The organism is Sandarakinorhabdus sp., assembly GCF_040398665.1.
Classification (GTDB): Bacteria; Pseudomonadota; Alphaproteobacteria; order Sphingomonadales; family Sphingomonadaceae; genus Sandarakinorhabdus.
On sequence record NZ_JBBATQ010000002.1, the window covers coordinates 21,878 to 41,536 of the forward strand.

Sequence of the window (19,659 nt, forward strand, 5' to 3'; positions counted from 1 at the left end):
AACCGCGCCACTTGCCCGAAACTTGTGCGGCACAATCAGGAGGCGGGACATGATGAAGACATTTGGCGTTGGCGCGGCCATGCTTGCGGTGGGTTTTGGCGCAGGCCTCGCCTTTGCGCAGGCGCAGGCCCCCACCGGGCGCACGCCGCAGTTTGCCAATGATGAGGTGAAGGTGTGGAAAAGCCTGATCCAACCCGGCAATCCCCTGCCGCTGCACCGCCATGATCATCCGCGCATCATCATCGCGCTGAAGGGCGGCACCATGCACATCCTCGAGGAAACCGGCCCCGCCGCCGACAAATCCGACATTCAGACCTGGGAGAGTGGCAAGGCCTATTGGCTGCCGGCCAACCCGAAGACCCAGCATCAGGATGTGAACATCGGCAAGGAACCGATCGAGGTGATGGTGGTGGAACTGCAGAAGGCCTGGTGATCAGAAAAATCAGTTATCTCAGTCTATTGAATGGCATGTGTGGCATCGGTTCTGCGGCCGGCGTGTTGGCGATCTTAATGGATGGTTAGCCCATCGGGCCTAGCCAGATACCAAAGTTTCCCATAAGGAAACCTCTGGGGCTCATCTCAGGGGATCAAGCGTCATGCGGTACAGTCTCTGGTTGGCAGCGGCGGGCGGTGCCGCTTCGATGGCGGCGCCGGTTCTGGCTGTGCCGCTGCCCGGCGGCGGGACGCCGTGCGCCGTCGGCACCTTCTCCATCACCGGCAACACACCCTGCACGGACGCCACCCCAGGCCATTATGTTCCTGGAACGGGCCGAACCAACCAGACGGCCGCCAGCCCCGGCCATTATGTCACCGGCACGGGGAACACCGGCCAGACCGCCGCCAGCCCCGGTTTTTATGTGCCGACATCCGGCGCCTCCAGCCAGACGCCGGCCGACGTCGGCCATTTTGTGCCGGGCGCTGGCCAGACAGGCCAGACGCCGGCCAGCCCCGGCTATTTTGTCGACTCCGCGGCCGCTTCGGAAGCGACTCCGGCTGATCCCGGCTTTTACGTCAGCGGCAGCGGCGCGTCGGCACCGTCGGCGGCCGAACCCGGTTATTATGTTTCCGGCATCGCGGCCACGGCGGCAACCCCGGCCGGCCCGGGCTTCTTCGTCAGCGGCAGCGGCGCGTCGGCACCGTCGGCGGCCGAACCCGGTTATTATGTCTCCGGCATCGCGGCCACGGCGGCAACCCCGGCCGGCCCGGGCTTCTTCGTCAGCGGCAGCGGCGCGTCGGCACCGTCGGCGGCCGAACCCGGCTATTATGTCTCCGGCACCGCAGCGAATGCGGCAACCCCGGCTGGTCCCGGCTATTTCGTCAGCGGCAGTGGTGCATCGGCCCCGTCGGCGGCCGAACCCGGCTATTATGTCTCCGGCTCCGCCGCGACGGCGGCAACCGCGGCCGGACCCGGTTTCTTTGTCTCCGGCACCGCTGCCACGGCGCCCACCGAAGCCGGCCCCGGCTACTTCGTGGCCGGCACCGCCGCCACCTCGGCAACCCCAGCGCCGATCGGCTCCGTGGTGTTCGGCACCGGCGCATCGTCGGCAACGCCGGTCGCCGCTGGCCTTTATGCGCCCGATGTCGGCCTGGCCACCGGCATCGCCTGCGGTGCCGGCACCGAAAGCTATGGCGGCGCGCAATTATGCCGGATCGTGGCGGCCAATCCGGTGGGCGGCACCGGGCCGCTGTTCAATTCTACCCTGCCGCAGGCGATCGATTTCGGCACGGTGGCGCCGGGCAGCTTCGCCGAATTGAGCTTCGACATCAGCAACAACCCGCTGATCAGCGCTGTCGGCACCAACATCACCGATCTCAGCCTGTTGTCGTTGCAATTCAGCAATTCCGCCTTCAGCGGCAGCGGCTTCGCGCCGACGCTGGTGCTGGGTGATGGCGATACCGTCTCCTTGCTGCTCCGCTTCACGCCGGGATCGTCGGCCGCTTCGCTCGGCACATTGACCATCGGCACCGATCAGGGCGCCAGCTTCGGCAGCACCGGGCAGAGCTTCACCTTCAGCCTGCTCGGCAACAGCGCCGTGCCGGAGCCCGGCACCTGGCTGCTGCTGTTCACCGGCTTTCTGGGCATCGGCGGCCTCAGCCGCCGTCGGCGAGCCCGATCAGCGCCGCGTCGAGCGCCGCAGCAAGCCTGACGGTCGAACCCAGCGGCGAAGCGGCCAACCGTTCGCGCCGCTGCTTGCGGCTGTCGCCCAGCGCCAGCGCGCGCTGCACGGCGGCGGCATGATCATCGGGCGATGCCGCCACCGTCGCCGTCTCGCCGATGGCCGACAACATGGCACAGCTCTGGCGCGATCCCGGCGCGCGGCCGGGCAGCGTCACCACCGGCACGCCCATCCACAGCGCCTCCGCCGTGCTGGCGCCGCCACAGAAGGGAAAGGGATCGAGCGCCACGTCGATCCGGCCATAATCGGCCAGCAGGCGGGCATGATTGCTCTCCGGCTCCAGCACGAGGCGGACGGGATCGAGCCCGGCCTCCGCGAACATGGCCGTGATACGGCCGCGCAGCCACGGATCGGCCAGGCCGCGGCGCTTGATCAGCAGGCGGCTGCCCGGCACGTGATCCATCGCCTGCACCCATAGGGAAGCCACATCCGGATTGAGCTTGGCCAGCGCCTGGAAGCAGCCGAAGGTGACCGGGCCGCCCGGCTGTCGCGCCGGTTCTGGTGCTTCGGCCGGCGGGGTATAGGCAAAGCGGCCGCCGGGCAGACGCAGCAGCTTTTCTGCAAACAGTGCTTCGCTGCCCGGCGGCGCATGCCATTCATCCATCAGCACGGCGGCAACTGTCGGCAGGCCGGTGGTGGCGACATGGCCGAGCCAGGAGACAATCCTGGGCGCCGGCTGCATCGCCAGCACGCCCGGCCGGCCGCCAGCGGTGTGGCCGGCGAGGTCCACCAGGATATCGATCCGATCGGCGGCGATCTGGCGGGCGATGTCGGCATCGGCCAGGCTGGTGCAGTCGCGCCACAGCGCTACGCCGCTGCGGAACGCCCGCGCCACATCATCGTCGCTGTGCGCCGTGGCATAGACCAGCGGCATCAGCCGATCCGGATCATGATGCAACATGGCGCGCGCGCCCAGCCAGGCGACCGGGTGACGGCACAGATCGGCCGAGAGATAGCCGACGCGCAGCGGACGGCCCGGTGGGCGTGGTGGCAGTGGCAGGCGCGGCGTCCCGGCCGTCAGCCGCGCCCCCCAATCACAGGTGGCCTGCGCCGCCACCATCGGGTCCAGCGCAATGTCATAGCTCATGGCCATGAAGGCGTTCATCGCATGGCCGAGCGAGGCCGGCGCGACCCCGGCCGCTGCAATGGCGGCGGCGATGGCACCGGCGGGATCAGCGGCATCGAGCAGCAGGATGCCCCGGTTGCCGAGCGCGGATTCCGATCCCGGCGCCAGCGCCACGGCGCGATCGATGGCCACAAGCGCGCTGCCGATCCGCCCCATGGTGCGCTGCGCCATGGCCATGCCAACCAGCGCATCGGCGTGGCCCGGATGCCGGGCCAGAACCGCCGCAAAGCGATCGGCGGCCGCCTGCGCTTGGCCAGCGGCCAGCAGGGCATGGCCAAGATTGGCCGCTGCCACCGCATGATCGGGCGCCAGCGCCAGTGCGGCTTCGGCGCGGGCGATCGCGGCCAACGGATCGCCGGCGCGCAGCAGCGCCAGCGCGTGATTTGCCACCGCATCGGCATCATCGGGTGCCAGCGCCGCCGCGCCGGCAAAGGCGGCGAGCGCCCCGGCCGCATCGCCGGCCAAGGCCCGCTGCTGCCCCACGCTGTTCAGTCGTGCTGCGTCGTCCCGCATGACATGGCTCTGGCATGAGGCAGGCGATTCTGCCAAGTATTGCCCTGATGTTGGCAGAGATTTCGGCACATCTGGCGGCGGGCCGCTTCCGTTCGGCGGTGGCCGCGGCGGCTCAGCTACAAGCGACGCGGCGCTTCGATCCCGCGCTGATCGCGCTGCCGCGGCTGATGGGCGAGGCGCTGTTCGCTGCCAGATTGTGGCTTGAGGCGCAGCCCTGGCTGGCCGACGCTGCGGCGCTGGAACCGTGGGACGCAGGGCTCGCCGATCGCCTTGAACAATGCCGCTTGCCGGCCTGGCTGGCGCCGTCGTGGCAGGATCCGCACAGCGGCCGGCGGCTGCGGCGGCACCCGCCGCGCGAGGGCCGCGCCTACAGCTACACGGTCGATGTCGTCGGCACCTGCAATCTGCGCTGCCCATCCTGTCCGGTCGGCAATTCGCCAGCGCGGCCGCGCGGCTTCATGGCGCCAGCCTTGTTCGGGCAGATACTGGCCAAGATCCGCGCCGAAAGCCCGGACCCCGCGCCGCGGCTGACGCTGTACAATTGGGGCGAACCGCTGCTGCATCCCGAACTGCCGCGCCTGATCGGCATGGCGCACGATGCTGGCTTCGGGGTGCAGTTGTCGACCAACCTCAATATCCGCCACGGCCTTGAAGCGGTGATCTCAGCCGCGCCGGAGGAGCTGAAGATCTCGCTGTCGGGTTTCACCCCGCAAAGCTATGCGCGCAGCCATCGGCGCGGCGATCTTGCCCTGGTGCTGGCCAACATGCGCGAAGTCCGCCGCCTGATCGACAAGCATCGGGTCGGCACGAGGGTATGGATCGGCCACCACATCTATCGCTTCAATAAGGATCAGATTCCGGCGGTGGCGGCGCTGGCGCGGGAATTGGGCTTTGCCCATCATCCCATTGATGCCTTTTTCATGCCGCTGGAGCGGCTGGGCGACTATCTCGATGGCGACCCGGCGGCCGATCCGGGCGGCATCATCCCCGATCTGCCGCTCGATCCGCGCCAGCGGCAGGCGGCGCTGACCGGCCAGCAGGACCCCGACAGCGATTGCGAGCTGCGCTATGCGCAGACGGTCATCAATCACGACGGCAGCCTGGCGCTGTGCTGCTCGGTCTATGATCAGGCTAATATGCTGGGCGGCAACTTCCTCGATCTCGATCATGCCGAGATCCAGCGCCGCCGCTATGCCCACCCCTTTTGCGGGACCTGCATGGCAAAGCGCATGCATTATGCCGGCCGGGCGCTGATCGATCTGACGAACTGAAGCCGTGCCGAGCCGGCAATGCGGTTCGGGTGCGGATCTGTTTTGCAACGCCCGATCATTGGACTATCCTGCACGCATGATCTTCGCCGCCGCCCTGTTGCTCGCCGCCGCTGCTGCCCCAGAGCCGGCGACCTGCCTGATCACCGGGCGGCAACTGGATTACAAGTTTGTCAGCGAAACCGAACTGCTGATCCGGGCCGGGGGGCGCTGGCATCGATCAGCATTGCCCGAAGCCTGTCCGGGCCTGAAGCCCAACATGATCCTGGTGCGCCGCGAGGCCAGCCCCCGGCTGTGCGCCAATGATCTGTTCGAGGTGCGGGACAATTTCACGCCGGCCGTGTTCAGCCTGTGCCGCTTCGGCCGCTTCGAAACCCTCCCCAATGGCGCAAAGCCCTGAAAATTCGGGTCGATCAGTTGCTGGTGGCGCGCGGGCTGGCGGAATCGCGGGCGCGGGCGCAGGCGCTGGTGATGGCAGGGCTGGTCTATTCGGACACCCGCAAGCTGGCCAAATCCGGCGACACGTTGGCCGCGGATGCGCCGCTGGAGGTGCGCGGCCGCGATCATCCCTGGGTGTCGCGCGGCGGGGTGAAGCTCGATCATGGCCTGACGCATTTCGGCTGGGATGTGGCAGGCGCGGTGGCGATCGATGTCGGGTCGTCCACGGGCGGCTTCACCGATGTGCTGCTCACCCGCGGCGCCACGCGCGTTTATGCGGTTGATTCGGGCACCAACCAGTTGGCGTGGAAATTGCGCCAGGACGCGCGGGTGGTGGTGTTGGAGCGGCTGTCTGCGCGGCTGCTGACGTTGGAGCATATCCCGGAACCGGTCGATCTGATCGTCTGTGATGCCAGCTTCATTTCGTTGATGAAGGTCCTGCCCGTGGCGATGGGCTTTGCCGCGCCGGGCGCGCGCCTGCTGGCGCTGATAAAACCGCAGTTCGAAGCCGGGCGCGCCGATGTCGGCAAGGGCGGCGTGGTGCGTGATCCGGCGGTACACGACCGCGTCTGTGCCGAGGTGTCGGCATGGCTGACGGGCGCCGGCTGGCCGGTGCTGGGCCTGACGACCAGCCCGATCACCGGGCCGGAAGGCAATGTCGAATTTCTGATTGCGGCGCAGCGGGGCTAGGGGGCCAATCTCTGCTGCGTCATCATCGGCCAAGGCTTTCGATGGCGCCGCGCCGGCCAAGCCGCTACACCATCGTCAATGACCACCGAGTCCCCAGCGCAGGTGCACAACCCGTGGTTCGCCGCCGGCAGCTTCGCGCGCGCCGCGCTGGTGGCGGTGCCGGCCATCCTGTTTGCCGGCGGCATCGCGGCGCGGCTGTCGGGATCGACCGAAACCAACCCCTGGTACCAGTCGCTGACCTTGCCGGTGTTTCAGCCGCCGGGGCCGTTGTTCGGCATTGCCTGGTCGATCCTCTACACGCTGATCGGCTTTGCCTTGGCGTTGGTGTGGGGCACGCGCGATGCGCCCGGCAAGCGATTGGCGATCGGCCTGTTCCTGGCGGGCTTTGCCGTCAATCTCACCTGGTCGCCTCTGTTCTTCCGTTTCCACATGATTTCCGCCGCGCTCGGCGTGCTGGCGGTGATGCTGGTGGTGGCCTTGTTGACCACCTGGGCCTTTTATCGTGTCAACCGGCTGGCGGCCTGGCTGATGCTGCCCTATGTGGCGTGGCTATGCTTTGCCGCTGTGCTGAACACGCGGATCCTGATGCTCAATCCGATGGCCGATGCCATGCAGATGGGAGTTTGATACCATGCAGAACGACAATAAATTGTTTGAAGACCTGTCCAAGGTCGCCACCGCCGCCATGGGCACGCTGGCCGGCGCCAGCCGCGAATTTTCCGATGTCGCGCGCGAGCGCATGAAGGATTTCGTCGGCGCCAGCGACATCAGCCGCGACGAATTCGATGCGGTGAAGGCAATGGCGGCGTCGGCTCGCGAAGCCGTGGTGCTGTTGCAGGCCGAAGTGGCGGCCCTGAAGGCCGAACTGGCCAGTGCGCGCACATCTGGTGGGGACCAGGCCTGATATCCACAAGAGATTGGGGTTCGCCCCCCAGAGCCCCCTTGCCGAATCGGCAAGCCTTGCCCAGCCTGTGGGCGTTGCTGTAGAGGAGGGGCGAAATGAGCTTTTCCGAGATTGAACCCGCCGCCATTGATTCGGCCCCCATCGACTTGCTCGAACAATTGTTCGACGCCAACGGTTGGGCGTCCGAACGTGTCGCCGACGAAGAAATTGTCACCAGCATCAAGGGCGGCTGGACCAGTTACCAGTTGCGGGCGCTGTGGCGCGGTGAAGATCGGGTGCTGCAGATCATCGCGCAATCCGATCTGGTCGCCAGCCCCGAACAGCGCGGCGTCGCCTATGAAATGCTCGGCCTGATCAACGAACAATTGTGGATGGGCCATTTCGAGCTGTGGTCCGCCGATGGCAGCATCCTGTTCCGCCACGCCACCTTGCTGGCCGATGACGATGCCGCCGATGGCGGTGATCTGTCGGCGGCACAGGCCGAAATCCTCACCGAAGCTGCGGTGGAGGAATATGAACGCTATTATCCGGTGTTCCAACTGGTGCTGATCGCCGGCAAGACCCCGGTTGAGGCACTGGCGGCAGCGCTGATCGAAACCGCCGGCGAGGCTTGAGCGCCGGCCCTGACGGCGAGGGCTGCGGAACATGGATGGCGAAGGCAATGCCCCGATCTGGTTGATCGGATGCGGCAACATGGGCGGCGCGCTGCTGCGGCGCTGGCTGGATGAAGGCCTGGGGCCGGTGGCGGTGATCGATCCCGCGGCGCGCAGCCTGCCTGACGGTGTCACGGCATCGCCGCGCCCGCCAGCCAGCGGCAAGCCCGATATCGTCGTGCTGGCCGTGAAGCCGCAGGCCTGGCATCAGGCGGTGTTGCCGCTGGCCGGGCGGCTGGGCCCGCTCACCCTGGTGATTTCGGTGATGGCCGGCGTCTCCACCGTTGATCTTGCGCGGCTGTTTCCCGGTGCCGGCATCGTGCGCGCCATGCCCAACACGCCGGCGGCGGTGGGGCAGGGGGTCACGGCGCTGTTCACCCGCGATGGCGATATCGTGCAGGGCGCCGCCGAAGCGCTGTTCCGTCCGGTGGGGCCAACGGTGTGGCTGTCGGAAGAAGCCCAGTTCGATGCGGTGACCGCGCTGTCCGGTTCGGGCCCGGCCTATGTGTTTCATTTCATCGAAGCGCTGGCCGCAGCCGGCGTGGCGGCTGGTCTGGAACCGGGCATGGCCATGGCGCTGGCGCGGCAGACGGTGATCGGCGCGGCGGCCTTGGCCGTGCACGATGGCGCGACGCCAGCGGCCATCTTGCGGGAGCGCGTGACATCACCGGGCGGCACCACGGCGGCGGGCCTGGCTGTGTTGATGCCCGGCCTGGCGCCGCTGCTGGAGCAAGTGCTGGCGGCGGCAGCGGCCCGGTCGCGCGAATTGGGGTAAGGCGCGCTGCGGTTTCCAAGCGCGCCACCCCTCCGGCTCACTGCGCTCGCCACCTCCCCTTGAAGGGGAGGAACGTGTTCCTCCCCTTCAAGGGGAGGTGGCGCCGAAGGCGACGGAGGGGTGCCGAGCGCCCAGCTTGGTCCCGTTACCCCTGCAACGCCTCCACCTGCGCACGGTCGGCTGGCGGCACCAGCCCCATCAGCACCGCCCAGAACCCGGTGACTGCCTGCTGCCCGGCCTCGTTGTAGGCAGACGCCATGCTGCGTTCCAGCTCGGTGAACAAGCGCGCTTCCAGCGCTGCACCGGCGGGCGTCAACAGCAGCAGGCGTTGCCGACGATCGTTGGTGCCGATCCGCTGTTCGACCAGTTCGCGACCGTTCAGATCGGTCAGCACCCGGCCCAGCGACTGTTTGGTGATGCCGAGCAAGCCGAGCAGCTCGCCCACCGACAGGCCGGGGCGCCGCGCGATGAAATAGAGCGCGCGATGGTGCGCCCGCCCCAGGCCCTGTGCCTCAAGAATGGCATCGGCGCCGCGGATCATCGCGCTGTAGCCGAAATACAACAGCTCGATGCCACGGCGGATTTCATCTTCGCGCAGGAACAGCGGGGAGGCGGGAGTCACCTTCAGCGGCGGCGCGGCAGCGGCGGAAAATTGCATCTGGGGTGCCTGGCGATTTGGGACAGTCATGTTGACATATCTTGCACAGCCATTATGGCAGAACAAGCGGCCAGCGCAAGAACATGCCACAGCCGGACGGTTCGTCGTTCGTTTGTTGCACTGCATAAGCGGTTGTGCCGCCGAAAATTGCCACAACACCAATCAACACCAATATTGGGTGCCCAATGATCGATGCCACCTTCGACGACCGCGACGGCTTCATCTGGTTCGATGGAGCCATGAAACCGTGGCGCGAAGCCAATGTGCATATCCTGACCCATGGCCTGCACTATGCCAGTTCGGTGTTCGAAGGCGCGCGCGCCTATGGCGGGCAGATCTATGCGCTGTCGGCCCATTCGCAGCGCCTGATCGATTCGGCGCGCATCATGGGCTTTGCACTGCCGTACACGGTGGAACAGATCGACGAAGCCTGCCGGCAGACGCTGGCCGCCAATGGCCTGACCAATGCCTATGTGCGCCCGGTGGCGTGGCGCGGCAGCGAGCAGATGGGCGTTTCGGCACAGAAGACCAAACCGCATTTGGCGGTCGCCTGCTGGGAATGGGGTGCCTATTTCGGCGCCGAGGCGCTGAAGAAGGGCCTGCGCCTCAACATCGCGCCGTGGCGGCGGCCGGCGCCCTACACCGCGCCGGTGCGCGCCAAGGCGGCCGGGCTGTACATGATCTGCACCATGTCCAAACACGCCGCCGAAGATGCCGGCTACAATGATGCGATGATGCTCGATTGGCGCGGGCAGGTGGCCGAAGCGACGGGCGCCAACATCTTCTTCTTCAAGGATGGTGCGCTGCACACGCCGACTCCGGATTGCTTCCTGGATGGCATCACCCGCCGCAGCCTGATTGCACTGGCGCAGCGCCGCGGCATCAAGGTGATCGAGCGCGCCATCTGGCCGGAGGAACTGGCGACCTTCAGCGAAGCCTTCTTGACCGGTTCCGCCGCCGAAGTGACGCCGCTGGCCGAAATCGGGCCGTGGAACTTCCAGGTGGGTGAGGCGACGATGCAACTGGCGCAGGATTACAGCGATCTGGTGCACGGCCGCATCACCGGCGTGGTGCCGGTGGCATCGACGCAGGTGTGATGGATCAGGGTTGCAGCGTTTCCAGAAACGCATCGACCCTGGCGAAATGCCCGGCCCAATCGGGCGCGCGGAACCCCGCCAGCCGGGCCATCTGCGCCGCCCGAAGCGGGCTGCCATCGGTGGCATAGGCCATGATGGCCGCCTGCCAGCCGGCCACATCATCGGGGGGCAGCAGATCGGGCACGCCCTGACCGATCTCCAGGAACACCGGCAGATCGCTGGCAATCACCGGCACGCCGGCATCCAGCGCCTCCACCAGCGGCAGGCCATAGCCTTCAGCAAAACTGGGAAACAGCAGGGCCCGGGCACTGGCCAGCCGTCGGGCAATGGCGGCATCATCGAGCGCCCCGGTTTCCACCACCCGATCCCCGAAACCGCCGGCATCCAGCCGCGCCAGCACATCATCACACGCCCAGCCCCGCCGACCGATGATCACCAACCGCGGCGCCGCCCGGCCATGTTCGCGCAACAGCCGATCCCACACATCCAGCAGCAACATGTGATTCTTGCGGCCTTCGATGGTGCCCAGGATGATGAAGTCCCGCTGCTCCCCACCCACTGTGTCGCTTGTCACGGGCAGATGCGGGGTGCCCGGCCAGGCAACCAGCGCCGCCGGCATGGCCAGTGCCTCGCTGCGGGCAAAATCGGCCAGCGTTTCGATGGTGTGCTGACTGTTGCCGATCACGGCGTGGCCGATGGTCAGCAAGGCGTGCATCCGCAGCCGGTGGCGATCAGCCTCTCCGGCACGGCAATATTGCGGATGGGTGATGGGGATCAGATCATGCACCATCAGCACCGGGCGCAGTTGCGCGGAACGGCACCACGACGCGAGGCCTGGCAGATCCAATCCCGTGTGTCCGATGTTGAGCCACAACCGCCCAAGCCCCGGTCGGGCCCGCTGCGCCGACCCGAAGTGACGCAGGCCCCAACCGATCAAGGCCCGGCGAAACTGGTTGCGACCGCCATGGCCATCGCCGGCCGCCTCTGGTTCGGCCAGCAATTGAAACAGGGCCTGCGATGCGGAGCCAGACAGGATATGCCGGCCGTGGCGGTGGAGCAGCACCGCCTGGGATTGGCTGGCATAATGCTGCAACCAGGCCGAGCAGATCCGATCGATCCCGGTCGGGCGCACACCGGCCCAGCGTCGCCAGACCAGCCGCGACGCATCAAACAACAGGGGCGCCTCATTGTCGCGCACATCCGGCGCCTTTTCGATCAGTTTTGCTGGATCACCGTCGTCACCGTGGCGATCGGCAGCAAGGTTTGCGACACGATACCCACAAAACGCTGAAGTTCCGAAACGGGCGCATTGGTGATGTAAATCAGGTCGCGATCGTTCATGCGAAACTGTTGCGCCAGGAAGAACACGGCCGGATCCTTCAGGTCAAAGCTGTAGATGACCGGCGTGCGCGGGCCGCCGGGCACAGTCGGGGCCTCCCAGCGAAACAGAAACACGCCGCGAGGGTTTGCACGGCCATCCTGCAGCCCGCCAAAGCGCCCAAGCGCCTGCGAAAGGGTGATGCCAAAGGCCTCGAAACGTATCTCGTCGTTTCGGCCGGCGGCGCCCAGCACGGTAAAGCTGTAAGGCTGATAAAGCACGGTGACGACATCGTTGCGTGACAGCAGGATGTTGTTTTCCGTGCGCTCTATAATGTCCGACAGGATCATGCGGTAACTGTTCGCCCCACGCGTGACCTGGATGGTCGTCAAGTTTACCGGCGGCTTGACCCCGCCAGCCTGGGCCAGGACATCCAGCAGACGCTCACCACGAGGCGACAGCGGCAATCGCGCAGATTGGTTCACGTCGCCCACCACGGTCACCGTGGCGGTGTCGTTTCGCACCAGGCGCACCAGCACTTGCGGTGCGTTGGCGCGGCCGCGCAGCCGGCGGACAATCTCGCCTTCGATCTCCCGCAACGTGCGGCCACTGGCCGGCACCAGGCCGGCAAAGGGCACATTGATGGCGCCATCCGGGCCGACCAGCATTTCGGGCAGGGTGCTCGGCCGTGACGTGCTGATGGCACTGCCGATGCGGGTATCCGCCGCTGCGCCGCCAAACAGGGTCGCCGGCGGCGCTTCCCAAATGGTCACTTCCAGCGCATCGCCAGTGCCGACGGCCGCGCCGATCGGCTGCGCGTCACCCAGAACGTCGGCAAAGGCCGGCCATGATGGTGGCCTCTGCAACTGCGACGCCATATCTGCGCTCAATTGCACGATCTTGATGCTGGCGGCAGCATCAGTGGGTCCTGCAGGCACGCGCGCCGCGCGGAGCACGGCATTGCGGCTTGGGCCAAATGGTTGGCACGCGGTCAACGACAGGGTGATTGCCGTGATGGCGACAACGGGAGCGGCGGGAAAAGATCGCTTCATGAGGGTTTTGCCAATGTATTCCGGGTGATGCAGCGGCGGTTCTTTCGCAGGTTACCGCATTGCTGTCGACGCCATCGCATTTGCATCCGGCCGTGTCAAAGCCGCGCCGGCGCAACGACATCGTCCCCGTTGTCGGCCTGAAAATCTCGCCAAACCGATGGATGAATGGCCACTTCGATCACAGTGGCAAAGCTGGATGGTCGAGGTGCTCGCACGGCTTGCTTCGCCTCGCGGCTGACAGGTTCAAAAACGCGCCAAGCTGCCATGGAGCCAGGCGCGAGCCATCTCCAGCGCTTGACGAGGGCCAGCGATGACCGTATTTGCAAAGCGGATGTAAGTTGCTTAACCAGTGGAAATATCTCGCGCCTCAAGGCGCTGAAATCGGAGAAAAGCCTATTCTTGCCTGGTAAAACAATAGCAACAGGTTTTTATTTCCTGGCAAGATGTAACTGAAAGAGTGATCTTAGATTTGGTGTCAGTCACGCTTCAGCGTTCAAGTAGTCTGAATGAAATAGTGGTAAAGCGCACTTTAGCTGATTGAGCATTGAACTGATGGATTCGTTTGTCTGCCTACTTTCTTCCATCCCCCGGGAGACAATCGAATGACGCTCGCTCCGATCCATCCGGTTATCCTCTGCGGCGGGGCCGGAACGCGGCTGTGGCCGGCATCCCGGCGCAATCAACCCAAGCAGTTTGCCCTGATCATCGATGGCCTGAGCCTGTTTCAGCATGCCGTTCGCCTGGTGGATGCCGCCGATTTTGCAGCTCCAATGGTGGTGACCGGTGTGGACCAGCGGTTCTGGGTGATCGAACAGTTGGCCCGGATCGAACGCACGCCGGGCAGCATCATCATAGAACCCGACGCGCGCAATACCGCACCAGCGGTTCTGGCCGCAGCGCTGCATCTTGCGCAGCACGATCCCGACGCATTGTTGCTGGTGCTGCCGTCTGACCACCGCATTGCCGATGTTGCCGCCTTTCGCGAGGCCGTGGTGGCCGCCGCGTCGCGGGCGTCGGCCGGCGATATCGTGACCTTCGGGATCCGGCCGGTCCGGGCAGAAACGGGCTATGGCTATCTGGAAATGATGGACCCTGCGGCCCGCGATGCGGCGTTGCCGCAAACGTTGGTGCGGTTTGTCGAAAAGCCAGATGCGGTCCGCGCTCAAGCCATGCTGGATGGCGGGCGTCATTTGTGGAACGCGGGCATCTTCCTCATGTCAGCGCGCACGCTGGTGACCGCCTACCAGTCCCTTGCTGCCGATCTGTACGATGCCGTGCAGGATTCAGTGGCCGAAGCGCGGCTTGAAGCCGGTCTCACTTTGCTCGGCAAGCGTGGGTGGCTCAAGGCAAGCAGCATTTCCATCGACTTTGCCATCATGGAAAAGGCGCACAATCTGGCAGTCATGCCGTTTTCAGGCCGCTGGAGCGACCTCGGTGATTGGGACAGTGTTTGGCGCGACGGCGACGGCGACGGCAATGACAATGTATTGGTGGGGGACGCGCTGGTGTTCAACTGCCAGGGCAGTCTGGTGCGAACCGACGTGCCCGACCAGATGGTGGTCGGTCTGGATCTGGATCAAATGATCGTGGTTGCCACCAATGATGCTGTGCTGGTGGCGCCACGCGCTTCGAGCCAGCAATTGTCGAAACTCGTCAACGATCTGCGCAAGATGGAACGGCCGCAGGCCGACCGCAGTCGCCGGGATCACCGGCCATGGGGCTGGTACGAAAGTGTCGCCGTGCGCGATGGCTTCCAGGTCAAGCAGATCGTGGTCAGTCCGCATCAGGCCTTGTCCTTGCAGTCCCACAATCACCGGGCTGAACACTGGATCATCCTGTCTGGGACGGCCCGCATAACTGTTGGCAATAGCGTTCATGATGTCGATGGCGGAGGCTATGTTTTCGTCCCGCTTGGGGCGATCCATCGACTGGAGAATTTGTGCGATGAACCAGTGACCATGGTCGAAGTGCAGATTGGAAGCTACTTGGGTGAAGATGACATCATCCGTTATGCTGATCGCTATTCTCGGGTAGGAATGTCGTGAGATTTTACGCTGTGCGGTCATCCATTTTGTGTCGGGAACTATGAATTCGCATCCTGAAAATCTGCCACAACCGTCAGAAGTTGTGGCGTTTGACCAGCGCAGGGTTCGACCGCCGGGTGACGTGCCGGGCAGTCTCGAGAAGCAGCGTGTCAGCCGGTTCGGCAGTGCAATTTCGCAACTGCGGCGCATGGGTGTCATTTTCTGGATGACCGTACTTGTGCCGTCGACGTTGAGCATCCTGTATTTTGGCCTGATCGCCTCGGACATATATGTGTCCGAAACCCGTTTCGTCGTGCGCAGCCCTGAAAAGCCCCAAAAGAGCGGCTTGGGGGTCTTGTTGAGTTCGGCCGGATTTGCCAACGCCAGTGAGGAAGTGCAAGCTGCCCAAGGCTATATCCAGTCCCGCGATGCGCTGCGGACGCTAGACAAGGATGGTTTGGCGCGCGTGGCTTGGGGCAATAGGCAGGTCTCCCTGTTCAATCGCTTTGATCCGTTCGGATATGCAGGTTCGTTTGAAGAATTGTTTCTCTTTTATAGAGACAAGGTCGGTGTGGAATTTGACAGCGATACCGGCATCACTACGATGACCGTTCGCGCCTTTTCACCTGACGATGCGCGCCAGATCAACAGCAGACTGCTTGCGCAGGCCGAAGCGTTGGTCAACCAGTTGAATGAGCGCGGCCAGGGCGATCAGGTGCGTTACGCCGAGCGCGAGGCTGTAGAAGCGCAGACGCAGGCCCGGCGCGCGGCCCTCGCGCTGGCAGCCTACCGCAATAGCGCCGGCGTGCTGGACCCGGAGAAACAGGCAACCGTGCAGCTTCAGATGGTTTCAAAGTTGCAGGATGAGCTGATTGGCGCGCGGATGCAACTGGTGCAACTGACCACCGTTGCCAGCCAAAATTCGCAGATACCGCTGTTGAAGATGCGGATTGCCGGACTGCAGCAGGCTATCAACGAGCAACTTGGCCAAGTCGCGGGCAACAGCCGTTCTCTTTCGGCCGAGGCCGCACAGTACCAGCGCCTTCAGTTGCAACGCGAATTTGCAGACCGGCAACTTGGGTTGGCAATGGCAGCACTGCAGGATTCACGCAACGACGCACGTCGCCAGCGTGCCTATGTTGAACGGGTCGCGCAGCCCAGCCTGCCAGACCATGCGATGGAACCGCGGCGCTTGCGCGGCATCCTGGCAACGATCGTCATTGGGCTTGTGGCTTGGGGCATATTGTCCATGCTGTTGGCTGGCGTGCGCGAACATAGCGCTTGATTTGATATGGCGAGCAAGCTGGCTTCGTCTTTTGCAATACAACGGCGCACCGTGGTGGCACTTTTGCTGCGTGAAATGTTGACCCGTTACGGACGGCACAATATCGGCTTTTTATGGCTCTTTGTTGAACCCATGCTGTTCACGTTGGGTGTTACTGCATTATGGACCGCCACCCAGTCGGTGCATGGTTCCGATCTGCCGATTGTGGCTTTTGCGCTCACAGGTTACTCAAGTGTACTGCTTTGGCGTAACATGCCTAGCCGTTGTATCATGTCGGTAACGCACAATCTTGCCATTATGAACCACCGAAATATCAAGATTATTGATATTTATTTGGCGCGTATATTGCTTGAGGCCGCCGGCGCAACGATTTCCTTTGTGGTCCTCTCCGTGATCTTCATTGCGATCGAATGGATCAAGCCGCCGGAGAACTTGCTGCAGATCGCCTATGGCTGGTTCATGCTGGCGATGTTCGGCATGTCGCTCGCGTTTTTTCTGGGTGCCCTGTCAGAACAGTATGAGGCTGTCGAAAAACTCTGGCACCCGGCCTCTTATCTGCTGTTTCCGTTGTCGGGCGCTGCCTTCCTGGTTGATAGCTTGCCGAAGGCAGCCCAGGAGTTTGTGCTGACTTTGCCGATGGTCCACGGGGTGGAGATGATCCGTGAGGGTTATTTTGGCGGAAAGATCAACGTGATTTATGACAGCAGTTACATGACCGCCATGATCATGTTGTTGTTTTTTCTCGGGCTCATTCAAATCAGGCGGATCAGCAAGGATGTCGTGCCCGAATGATCCGGCTGGAAAACATATCAAAGAATTACCCGGGAAGCAGGGGCGCTTCGGTTCCGGTTCTGCGCAATATCGATCTTACCATCGGGCGTGGTGAGCGGATCGGGATCCTTGGCAGAAATGGCGCGGGCAAGTCCACGCTGATCCGGCTGGTGAGTGGCAGTGAACGGCCATCCTCAGGCTGCATCGAGCGCCAGATGTCGGTTTCGTGGCCACTTGCCTTCGGCGGCGCATTTCTTGGCCGATTGACCGGGTACGACAACTTCAAATTTGTTTGCCGCCTTTACAACGTCGATCCCAGCAGCAAGGTTGCGTTCGTCGAGGATTTTTCAGAGCTTGGCCGTTATTTCCGCGAGCCATTGCGAACATATTCCGCCGGCATGCGCGCCAGACTCGCGTTTGCCGTGTCGATGGCGGTGGAGTTTGATTGCTTTCTGATCGATGAGATCATCGCTGTGGGTGACAGTCGCTTTCAGGCCAAATGCCACGAAGAACTGTTTGTGAAGCGCGCTGATCGGGCGTTGTTGATCGTTTCGCACCATGCTGATTTTGTAAGAGAATATTGCACTTCAGCAAGCATATTGGAAGCCGGCGTGCTGCGATCTTTTCCCAGCGTTGACGCCGCCTACGAAGTGTATAGTGCGCAACAGGCCATGCGGCCGCCAATCATTGCGGCCACGATCGGGGACGTGGAGGATACATCGGAGCCCTCACGCGTGGTTATTGAAGAAAGGTCGAGCGGTGCGCTGATGGAAGAACGAGCGCAGAGCTTGGCCGAGGTGATTTTCGGGCTGGATCAGGACGGTATCGGTCACGACATGTTGCCATCGGTTGCGAAGGCCTTTGCCAATGAGCTGGGCGATTTTTCGATGGCCTTGCGGGTCATCGACATCGTCAGGGCCATGGGCAATCAGTCTGCGGCGATCAACCTGGCTCGGGCCGTCGGCCATCTTCATGGCAAAAACAGCCTTTACCATGTCGTGCTGGGCGATCTGCTCGTGCGCAATGAACGCGTCAAGGAAGCGATCAGCGCTTACCGCATGGCCGTCGAACTGGAACCGCATTCCTTCTGGGCCCAGCGCAACCTTGGCATCGCGTTGTTCGATATCGGATGTTACGCCCAAGCGGGCGAGGCATTTGAATTCGCGGCGCGCCTGGGCGCATCTGATACGTTGAAGCGCGAAATCAGCCGATATGTCATTGATTGTAAAACATATCTTGACGGCGGCGCGCTGTCAGGCCTGCCTCACCTGATCGCACACCCTGGCGATAATCTGGAAGAGGTCACGGCTGTTTCATATCCCGGACTGGGCGTTGTTTCCGTGCGTGTCCAGGGCTTCCGCCTTGCTGGGCGCCGCGATGATTCCATGCGGATAGCCATCGAAATCGGTTCAAGCCGGGAAATTATATCCGCCAATGGCCATGCGTCGAACTCGTTCCGACGCTATGCCGAATTTTCGGGCGGTGACAGCCATGGCTCTGAATTGATTGTTCGACACGCCGACCGGCCTGATCAGGTAAAGGTGACGCTGCTGATCGACGGTGAGCCGGTTGATCACCGCGTGGCTGATGTTCGTGTTGACGGGCGATCGCCCGCCGCCTCTTGCGATGTGGCGGGGAACGCCGCAGAAGCGGCCTCGAAGTCCTATGCGGCCCATGATTATGAAGCCTGCGCATTGTTTGCGGGCCTAGCGCTCGCTGACGGGCTTGCGATCGATCATGAAGCCTATGCAGAATCGTTGATCGCTCTGGGTCGCTATCATGATGCAGAGCATCATCTGGCTGGCCTGTTTGCGGCTGCCACGGCTGGGCAGATAGATGCCCAAGGCGGGAAACTGTTCGATCTGCTGTGCGTGGAGATCGCGCGATCACGATTGCCGGGCTGGCGGAATCATATTCAGTCCTTGATTGACAATAGATTGGCGATCGATCCCGATAGCGTGTGCGCATTGACCAACCAGGGTCATCTGTCCGTGGACGACCAGCGCATCCCCGACGCAATCGGATGGTATGCCAAGGCCGCCCAAACTGCTGGTGACCTTGATATCATTCATTTCAATCGCGGTATTTTTTCCGCGCAATTTGCCCAGTTCGATGATGTCAGCGGCGACGAGGCTGCGCAGAATGCATCGGCTGGGGCCGGACTTGTTCACCTGATTTCCTGTGATGCCACCTATTTCAAACGCTATGGCCCGGCTGTTGTGCGAAGTTCCCGCAATGCGATCGATAGTGAACGGACGATGATGCATGTCCATATCATTGATCCCGATGTTGAAGCGTTGGAACTTGCCCGTGAATTGCAACGGACCTATTCGTTCAATGTGACCACGGATTTTTTTCCATTCGATGATGCGCCGCGGCATGTCAGGATCGCCTATTATACTGCTGGGCGGTTTCTGGTCGCGCCGAAACTTCTGGATTTGTATCAGAAGCCGATACTGATCACGGAGACTGATTGCCTGATCAACTGGGCGTGGGGCGAGATCGTCGATTGGTGCGGCAATTCCGATTTCGGATCAATGCAATCCGCGCTTTCCAATCTTGTACCTTGGACCAAAATTCCGGCCGGCATCGTCTACTTCGACAACGGCCAACACGGCATACGCATGGCGCGGGACGTGCGCGATTTTCTGTTGCGCGTGTTCGGAGATGCAGATGCCCATCGTCATAATCTGTGGACCATTGATCAGGTTGCACTTTGGCTTGCGTGGCAACGCAATCATGAAGCGGTCAACGCTGTGCATCTTCCGATGTATTCGATGCTGAAGTTGGCTACAGGTGACAAAACAAATATACTGTAGCTGTATGGATGGCGTTGGTCGGGTGGCGTTGGACGAGATTTGGTAGCTGGCTATATGAAGATTTTTCTCATTGAAATCCGCCAGATAGACG

General features: G+C 63.2%; 19 protein-coding genes. 15 read left to right on the forward strand and 4 right to left on the reverse strand.

Annotated elements, in window-relative coordinates; all coding sequences use genetic code 11:
- Positions 1-49 precede the first annotated feature (49 nt).
- Together ABWP22_RS02900 and ABWP22_RS02905 are read left to right on the forward strand one after the other, a co-directional pair.
- A complete protein-coding gene (locus ABWP22_RS02900; RefSeq protein WP_353198444.1) occupies positions 50-433 on the forward strand; it encodes a cupin domain-containing protein in 384 nt (127 codons plus the stop codon).
- 163 nt (positions 434-596) lie between these two features.
- Positions 597-2,147, forward strand: coding sequence for a PEP-CTERM sorting domain-containing protein (locus tag ABWP22_RS02905; RefSeq protein WP_353198445.1), 1,551 nt, complete (start codon positions 597-599; stop codon positions 2,145-2,147).
- Here the strand turns inward: ABWP22_RS02905 and ABWP22_RS02910 are convergent.
- Complete coding sequence (locus ABWP22_RS02910; protein ID WP_353198446.1) at positions 2,092-3,816, reverse strand: O-linked N-acetylglucosamine transferase, SPINDLY family protein; 1,725 nt, start codon at positions 3,814-3,816, stop codon at positions 2,092-2,094. The genes ABWP22_RS02905 and ABWP22_RS02910 overlap by 56 nt on opposite strands.
- A gap of 47 nt (positions 3,817-3,863) precedes the next feature.
- Between ABWP22_RS02910 and ABWP22_RS02915 the strand changes: the two genes are divergently transcribed.
- The 7 genes from ABWP22_RS02915 to proC all read left to right on the forward strand — a co-directional run bounded on the left by ABWP22_RS02915 (position 3,864) and on the right by proC (position 8,544).
- Positions 3,864-5,087, forward strand: coding sequence for a radical SAM protein (locus ABWP22_RS02915; protein WP_353198447.1), 1,224 nt, complete (start codon positions 3,864-3,866; stop codon positions 5,085-5,087).
- Between the two features lie 76 nt (positions 5,088-5,163).
- On the forward strand, positions 5,164-5,484 hold the full coding sequence (locus ABWP22_RS02920; RefSeq protein WP_353198448.1) for a hypothetical protein: 321 nt from the start codon (positions 5,164-5,166) through the stop codon (positions 5,482-5,484).
- Positions 5,481-6,212 carry a TlyA family RNA methyltransferase gene (locus ABWP22_RS02925; RefSeq protein ID WP_353198870.1) on the forward strand — a complete coding sequence of 244 codons (732 nt, stop codon included), beginning with the start codon at positions 5,481-5,483 and terminating at the stop codon, positions 6,210-6,212. The genes ABWP22_RS02920 and ABWP22_RS02925 overlap by 4 nt, the downstream gene beginning before the upstream one ends.
- A 78-nt stretch (positions 6,213-6,290) precedes the next feature.
- Positions 6,291-6,839: a TspO/MBR family protein gene (locus ABWP22_RS02930; RefSeq protein ID WP_353198449.1), complete on the forward strand. Its 549-nt coding sequence runs from the start codon at positions 6,291-6,293 to the stop codon at positions 6,837-6,839.
- Positions 6,840-6,843: 4 nt separating this feature from the next.
- A complete protein-coding gene (locus ABWP22_RS02935) occupies positions 6,844-7,116 on the forward strand; it encodes an accessory factor UbiK family protein (RefSeq protein WP_353198450.1) in 273 nt (90 codons plus the stop codon).
- 95 nt (positions 7,117-7,211) lie between these two features.
- A complete protein-coding gene (locus ABWP22_RS02940; protein ID WP_353198451.1) occupies positions 7,212-7,730 on the forward strand; it encodes a type III secretion system chaperone family protein in 519 nt (172 codons plus the stop codon).
- 31 nt (positions 7,731-7,761) lie between these two features.
- Entirely contained in the window at positions 7,762-8,544 is a 783-nt protein-coding gene (gene proC, locus ABWP22_RS02945; RefSeq protein ID WP_353198452.1) for a pyrroline-5-carboxylate reductase, read from the forward strand.
- Positions 8,545-8,689: 145 nt separating this feature from the next.
- On the opposite strand, the gene ABWP22_RS02950 is transcribed toward proC, so the two are convergent.
- A complete protein-coding gene (locus ABWP22_RS02950; RefSeq protein ID WP_353198871.1) occupies positions 8,690-9,202 on the reverse strand; it encodes a MarR family winged helix-turn-helix transcriptional regulator in 513 nt (170 codons plus the stop codon).
- A 185-nt stretch (positions 9,203-9,387) separates the two neighbouring features.
- On the opposite strand from ABWP22_RS02950, the gene ABWP22_RS02955 reads away from it, so the two are divergent.
- The gene (locus ABWP22_RS02955) at positions 9,388-10,299 is read left to right on the forward strand and encodes a branched-chain amino acid aminotransferase (protein WP_353198453.1); all 912 of its coding nucleotides are present in this window, start codon (positions 9,388-9,390) and stop codon (positions 10,297-10,299) included.
- Positions 10,300-10,303: 4 nt separating this feature from the next.
- Here ABWP22_RS02955 and ABWP22_RS02960 read toward each other — a convergent pair whose 3' ends face one another.
- Together ABWP22_RS02960 and ABWP22_RS02965 are read right to left on the reverse strand one after the other, a co-directional pair.
- Complete coding sequence (locus tag ABWP22_RS02960) at positions 10,304-11,497, reverse strand: glycosyltransferase family 4 protein (RefSeq protein ID WP_353198454.1); 1,194 nt, start codon at positions 11,495-11,497, stop codon at positions 10,304-10,306.
- 17 nt (positions 11,498-11,514) lie between these two features.
- Entirely contained in the window at positions 11,515-12,555 is a 1,041-nt protein-coding gene (locus ABWP22_RS02965) for a polysaccharide biosynthesis/export family protein (RefSeq protein ID WP_353198455.1), read from the reverse strand.
- A 279-nt stretch (positions 12,556-12,834) separates the two neighbouring features.
- On the opposite strand from ABWP22_RS02965, the gene ABWP22_RS02970 reads away from it, so the two are divergent.
- From ABWP22_RS02970 to ABWP22_RS02990, 5 genes are all read left to right on the forward strand, one after another.
- Positions 12,835-13,122 carry a hypothetical protein gene (locus ABWP22_RS02970; protein ID WP_353198456.1) on the forward strand — a complete coding sequence of 96 codons (288 nt, stop codon included), beginning with the start codon at positions 12,835-12,837 and terminating at the stop codon, positions 13,120-13,122.
- Between the two features lie 149 nt (positions 13,123-13,271).
- A complete protein-coding gene (locus ABWP22_RS02975; protein WP_353198457.1) occupies positions 13,272-14,714 on the forward strand; it encodes a mannose-1-phosphate guanylyltransferase/mannose-6-phosphate isomerase in 1,443 nt (480 codons plus the stop codon).
- A 40-nt stretch (positions 14,715-14,754) separates the two neighbouring features.
- Positions 14,755-15,978 (forward strand): KpsE/RkpR family capsule polysaccharide export protein, encoded by a 1,224-nt coding sequence (locus ABWP22_RS02980; protein ID WP_353198458.1) that lies wholly within the window; start codon positions 14,755-14,757, stop codon positions 15,976-15,978.
- Between the two features lie 6 nt (positions 15,979-15,984).
- Positions 15,985-16,770, forward strand: coding sequence for an ABC transporter permease (locus ABWP22_RS02985; RefSeq protein WP_353198459.1), 786 nt, complete (start codon positions 15,985-15,987; stop codon positions 16,768-16,770).
- Positions 16,767-19,568 (forward strand): ATP-binding cassette domain-containing protein, encoded by a 2,802-nt coding sequence (locus tag ABWP22_RS02990; RefSeq protein ID WP_353198460.1) that lies wholly within the window; start codon positions 16,767-16,769, stop codon positions 19,566-19,568. The genes ABWP22_RS02985 and ABWP22_RS02990 overlap by 4 nt, the downstream gene beginning before the upstream one ends.
- Positions 19,569-19,659 lie beyond the last annotated feature (91 nt).

What these genes read in the sequence shown, in the direction of transcription:
- ABWP22_RS02900 (WP_353198444.1), top strand. Translation starts at nt 50, where the DNA reads ATGATGAAGACATTTGGCGTTGGCGCGGCCATGCTTGCGGTGGGTTTT.
- ABWP22_RS02905 (WP_353198445.1), top strand. Translation starts at nt 597, where the DNA reads ATGCGGTACAGTCTCTGGTTGGCAGCGGCGGGCGGTGCCGCTTCGATG.
- ABWP22_RS02910 (WP_353198446.1), bottom strand. Translation starts at nt 3,816, where the DNA reads ATGCGGGACGACGCAGCACGACTGAACAGCGTGGGGCAGCAGCGGGCC.
- ABWP22_RS02915 (WP_353198447.1), top strand. Translation starts at nt 3,864, where the DNA reads ATGTTGGCAGAGATTTCGGCACATCTGGCGGCGGGCCGCTTCCGTTCG.
- ABWP22_RS02920 (WP_353198448.1), top strand. Translation starts at nt 5,164, where the DNA reads ATGATCTTCGCCGCCGCCCTGTTGCTCGCCGCCGCTGCTGCCCCAGAG.
- ABWP22_RS02930 (WP_353198449.1), top strand. Translation starts at nt 6,291, where the DNA reads ATGACCACCGAGTCCCCAGCGCAGGTGCACAACCCGTGGTTCGCCGCC.
- ABWP22_RS02935 (WP_353198450.1), top strand. Translation starts at nt 6,844, where the DNA reads ATGCAGAACGACAATAAATTGTTTGAAGACCTGTCCAAGGTCGCCACC.
- ABWP22_RS02940 (WP_353198451.1), top strand. Translation starts at nt 7,212, where the DNA reads ATGAGCTTTTCCGAGATTGAACCCGCCGCCATTGATTCGGCCCCCATC.
- proC (WP_353198452.1), top strand. Translation starts at nt 7,762, where the DNA reads ATGGATGGCGAAGGCAATGCCCCGATCTGGTTGATCGGATGCGGCAAC.
- ABWP22_RS02950 (WP_353198871.1), bottom strand. Translation starts at nt 9,202, where the DNA reads ATGCAATTTTCCGCCGCTGCCGCGCCGCCGCTGAAGGTGACTCCCGCC.
- ABWP22_RS02955 (WP_353198453.1), top strand. Translation starts at nt 9,388, where the DNA reads ATGATCGATGCCACCTTCGACGACCGCGACGGCTTCATCTGGTTCGAT.
- ABWP22_RS02970 (WP_353198456.1), top strand. Translation starts at nt 12,835, where the DNA reads ATGGCCACTTCGATCACAGTGGCAAAGCTGGATGGTCGAGGTGCTCGC.
- ABWP22_RS02975 (WP_353198457.1), top strand. Translation starts at nt 13,272, where the DNA reads ATGACGCTCGCTCCGATCCATCCGGTTATCCTCTGCGGCGGGGCCGGA.
- ABWP22_RS02980 (WP_353198458.1), top strand. Translation starts at nt 14,755, where the DNA reads ATGAATTCGCATCCTGAAAATCTGCCACAACCGTCAGAAGTTGTGGCG.
- ABWP22_RS02985 (WP_353198459.1), top strand. Translation starts at nt 15,985, where the DNA reads ATGGCGAGCAAGCTGGCTTCGTCTTTTGCAATACAACGGCGCACCGTG.
- ABWP22_RS02990 (WP_353198460.1), top strand. Translation starts at nt 16,767, where the DNA reads ATGATCCGGCTGGAAAACATATCAAAGAATTACCCGGGAAGCAGGGGC.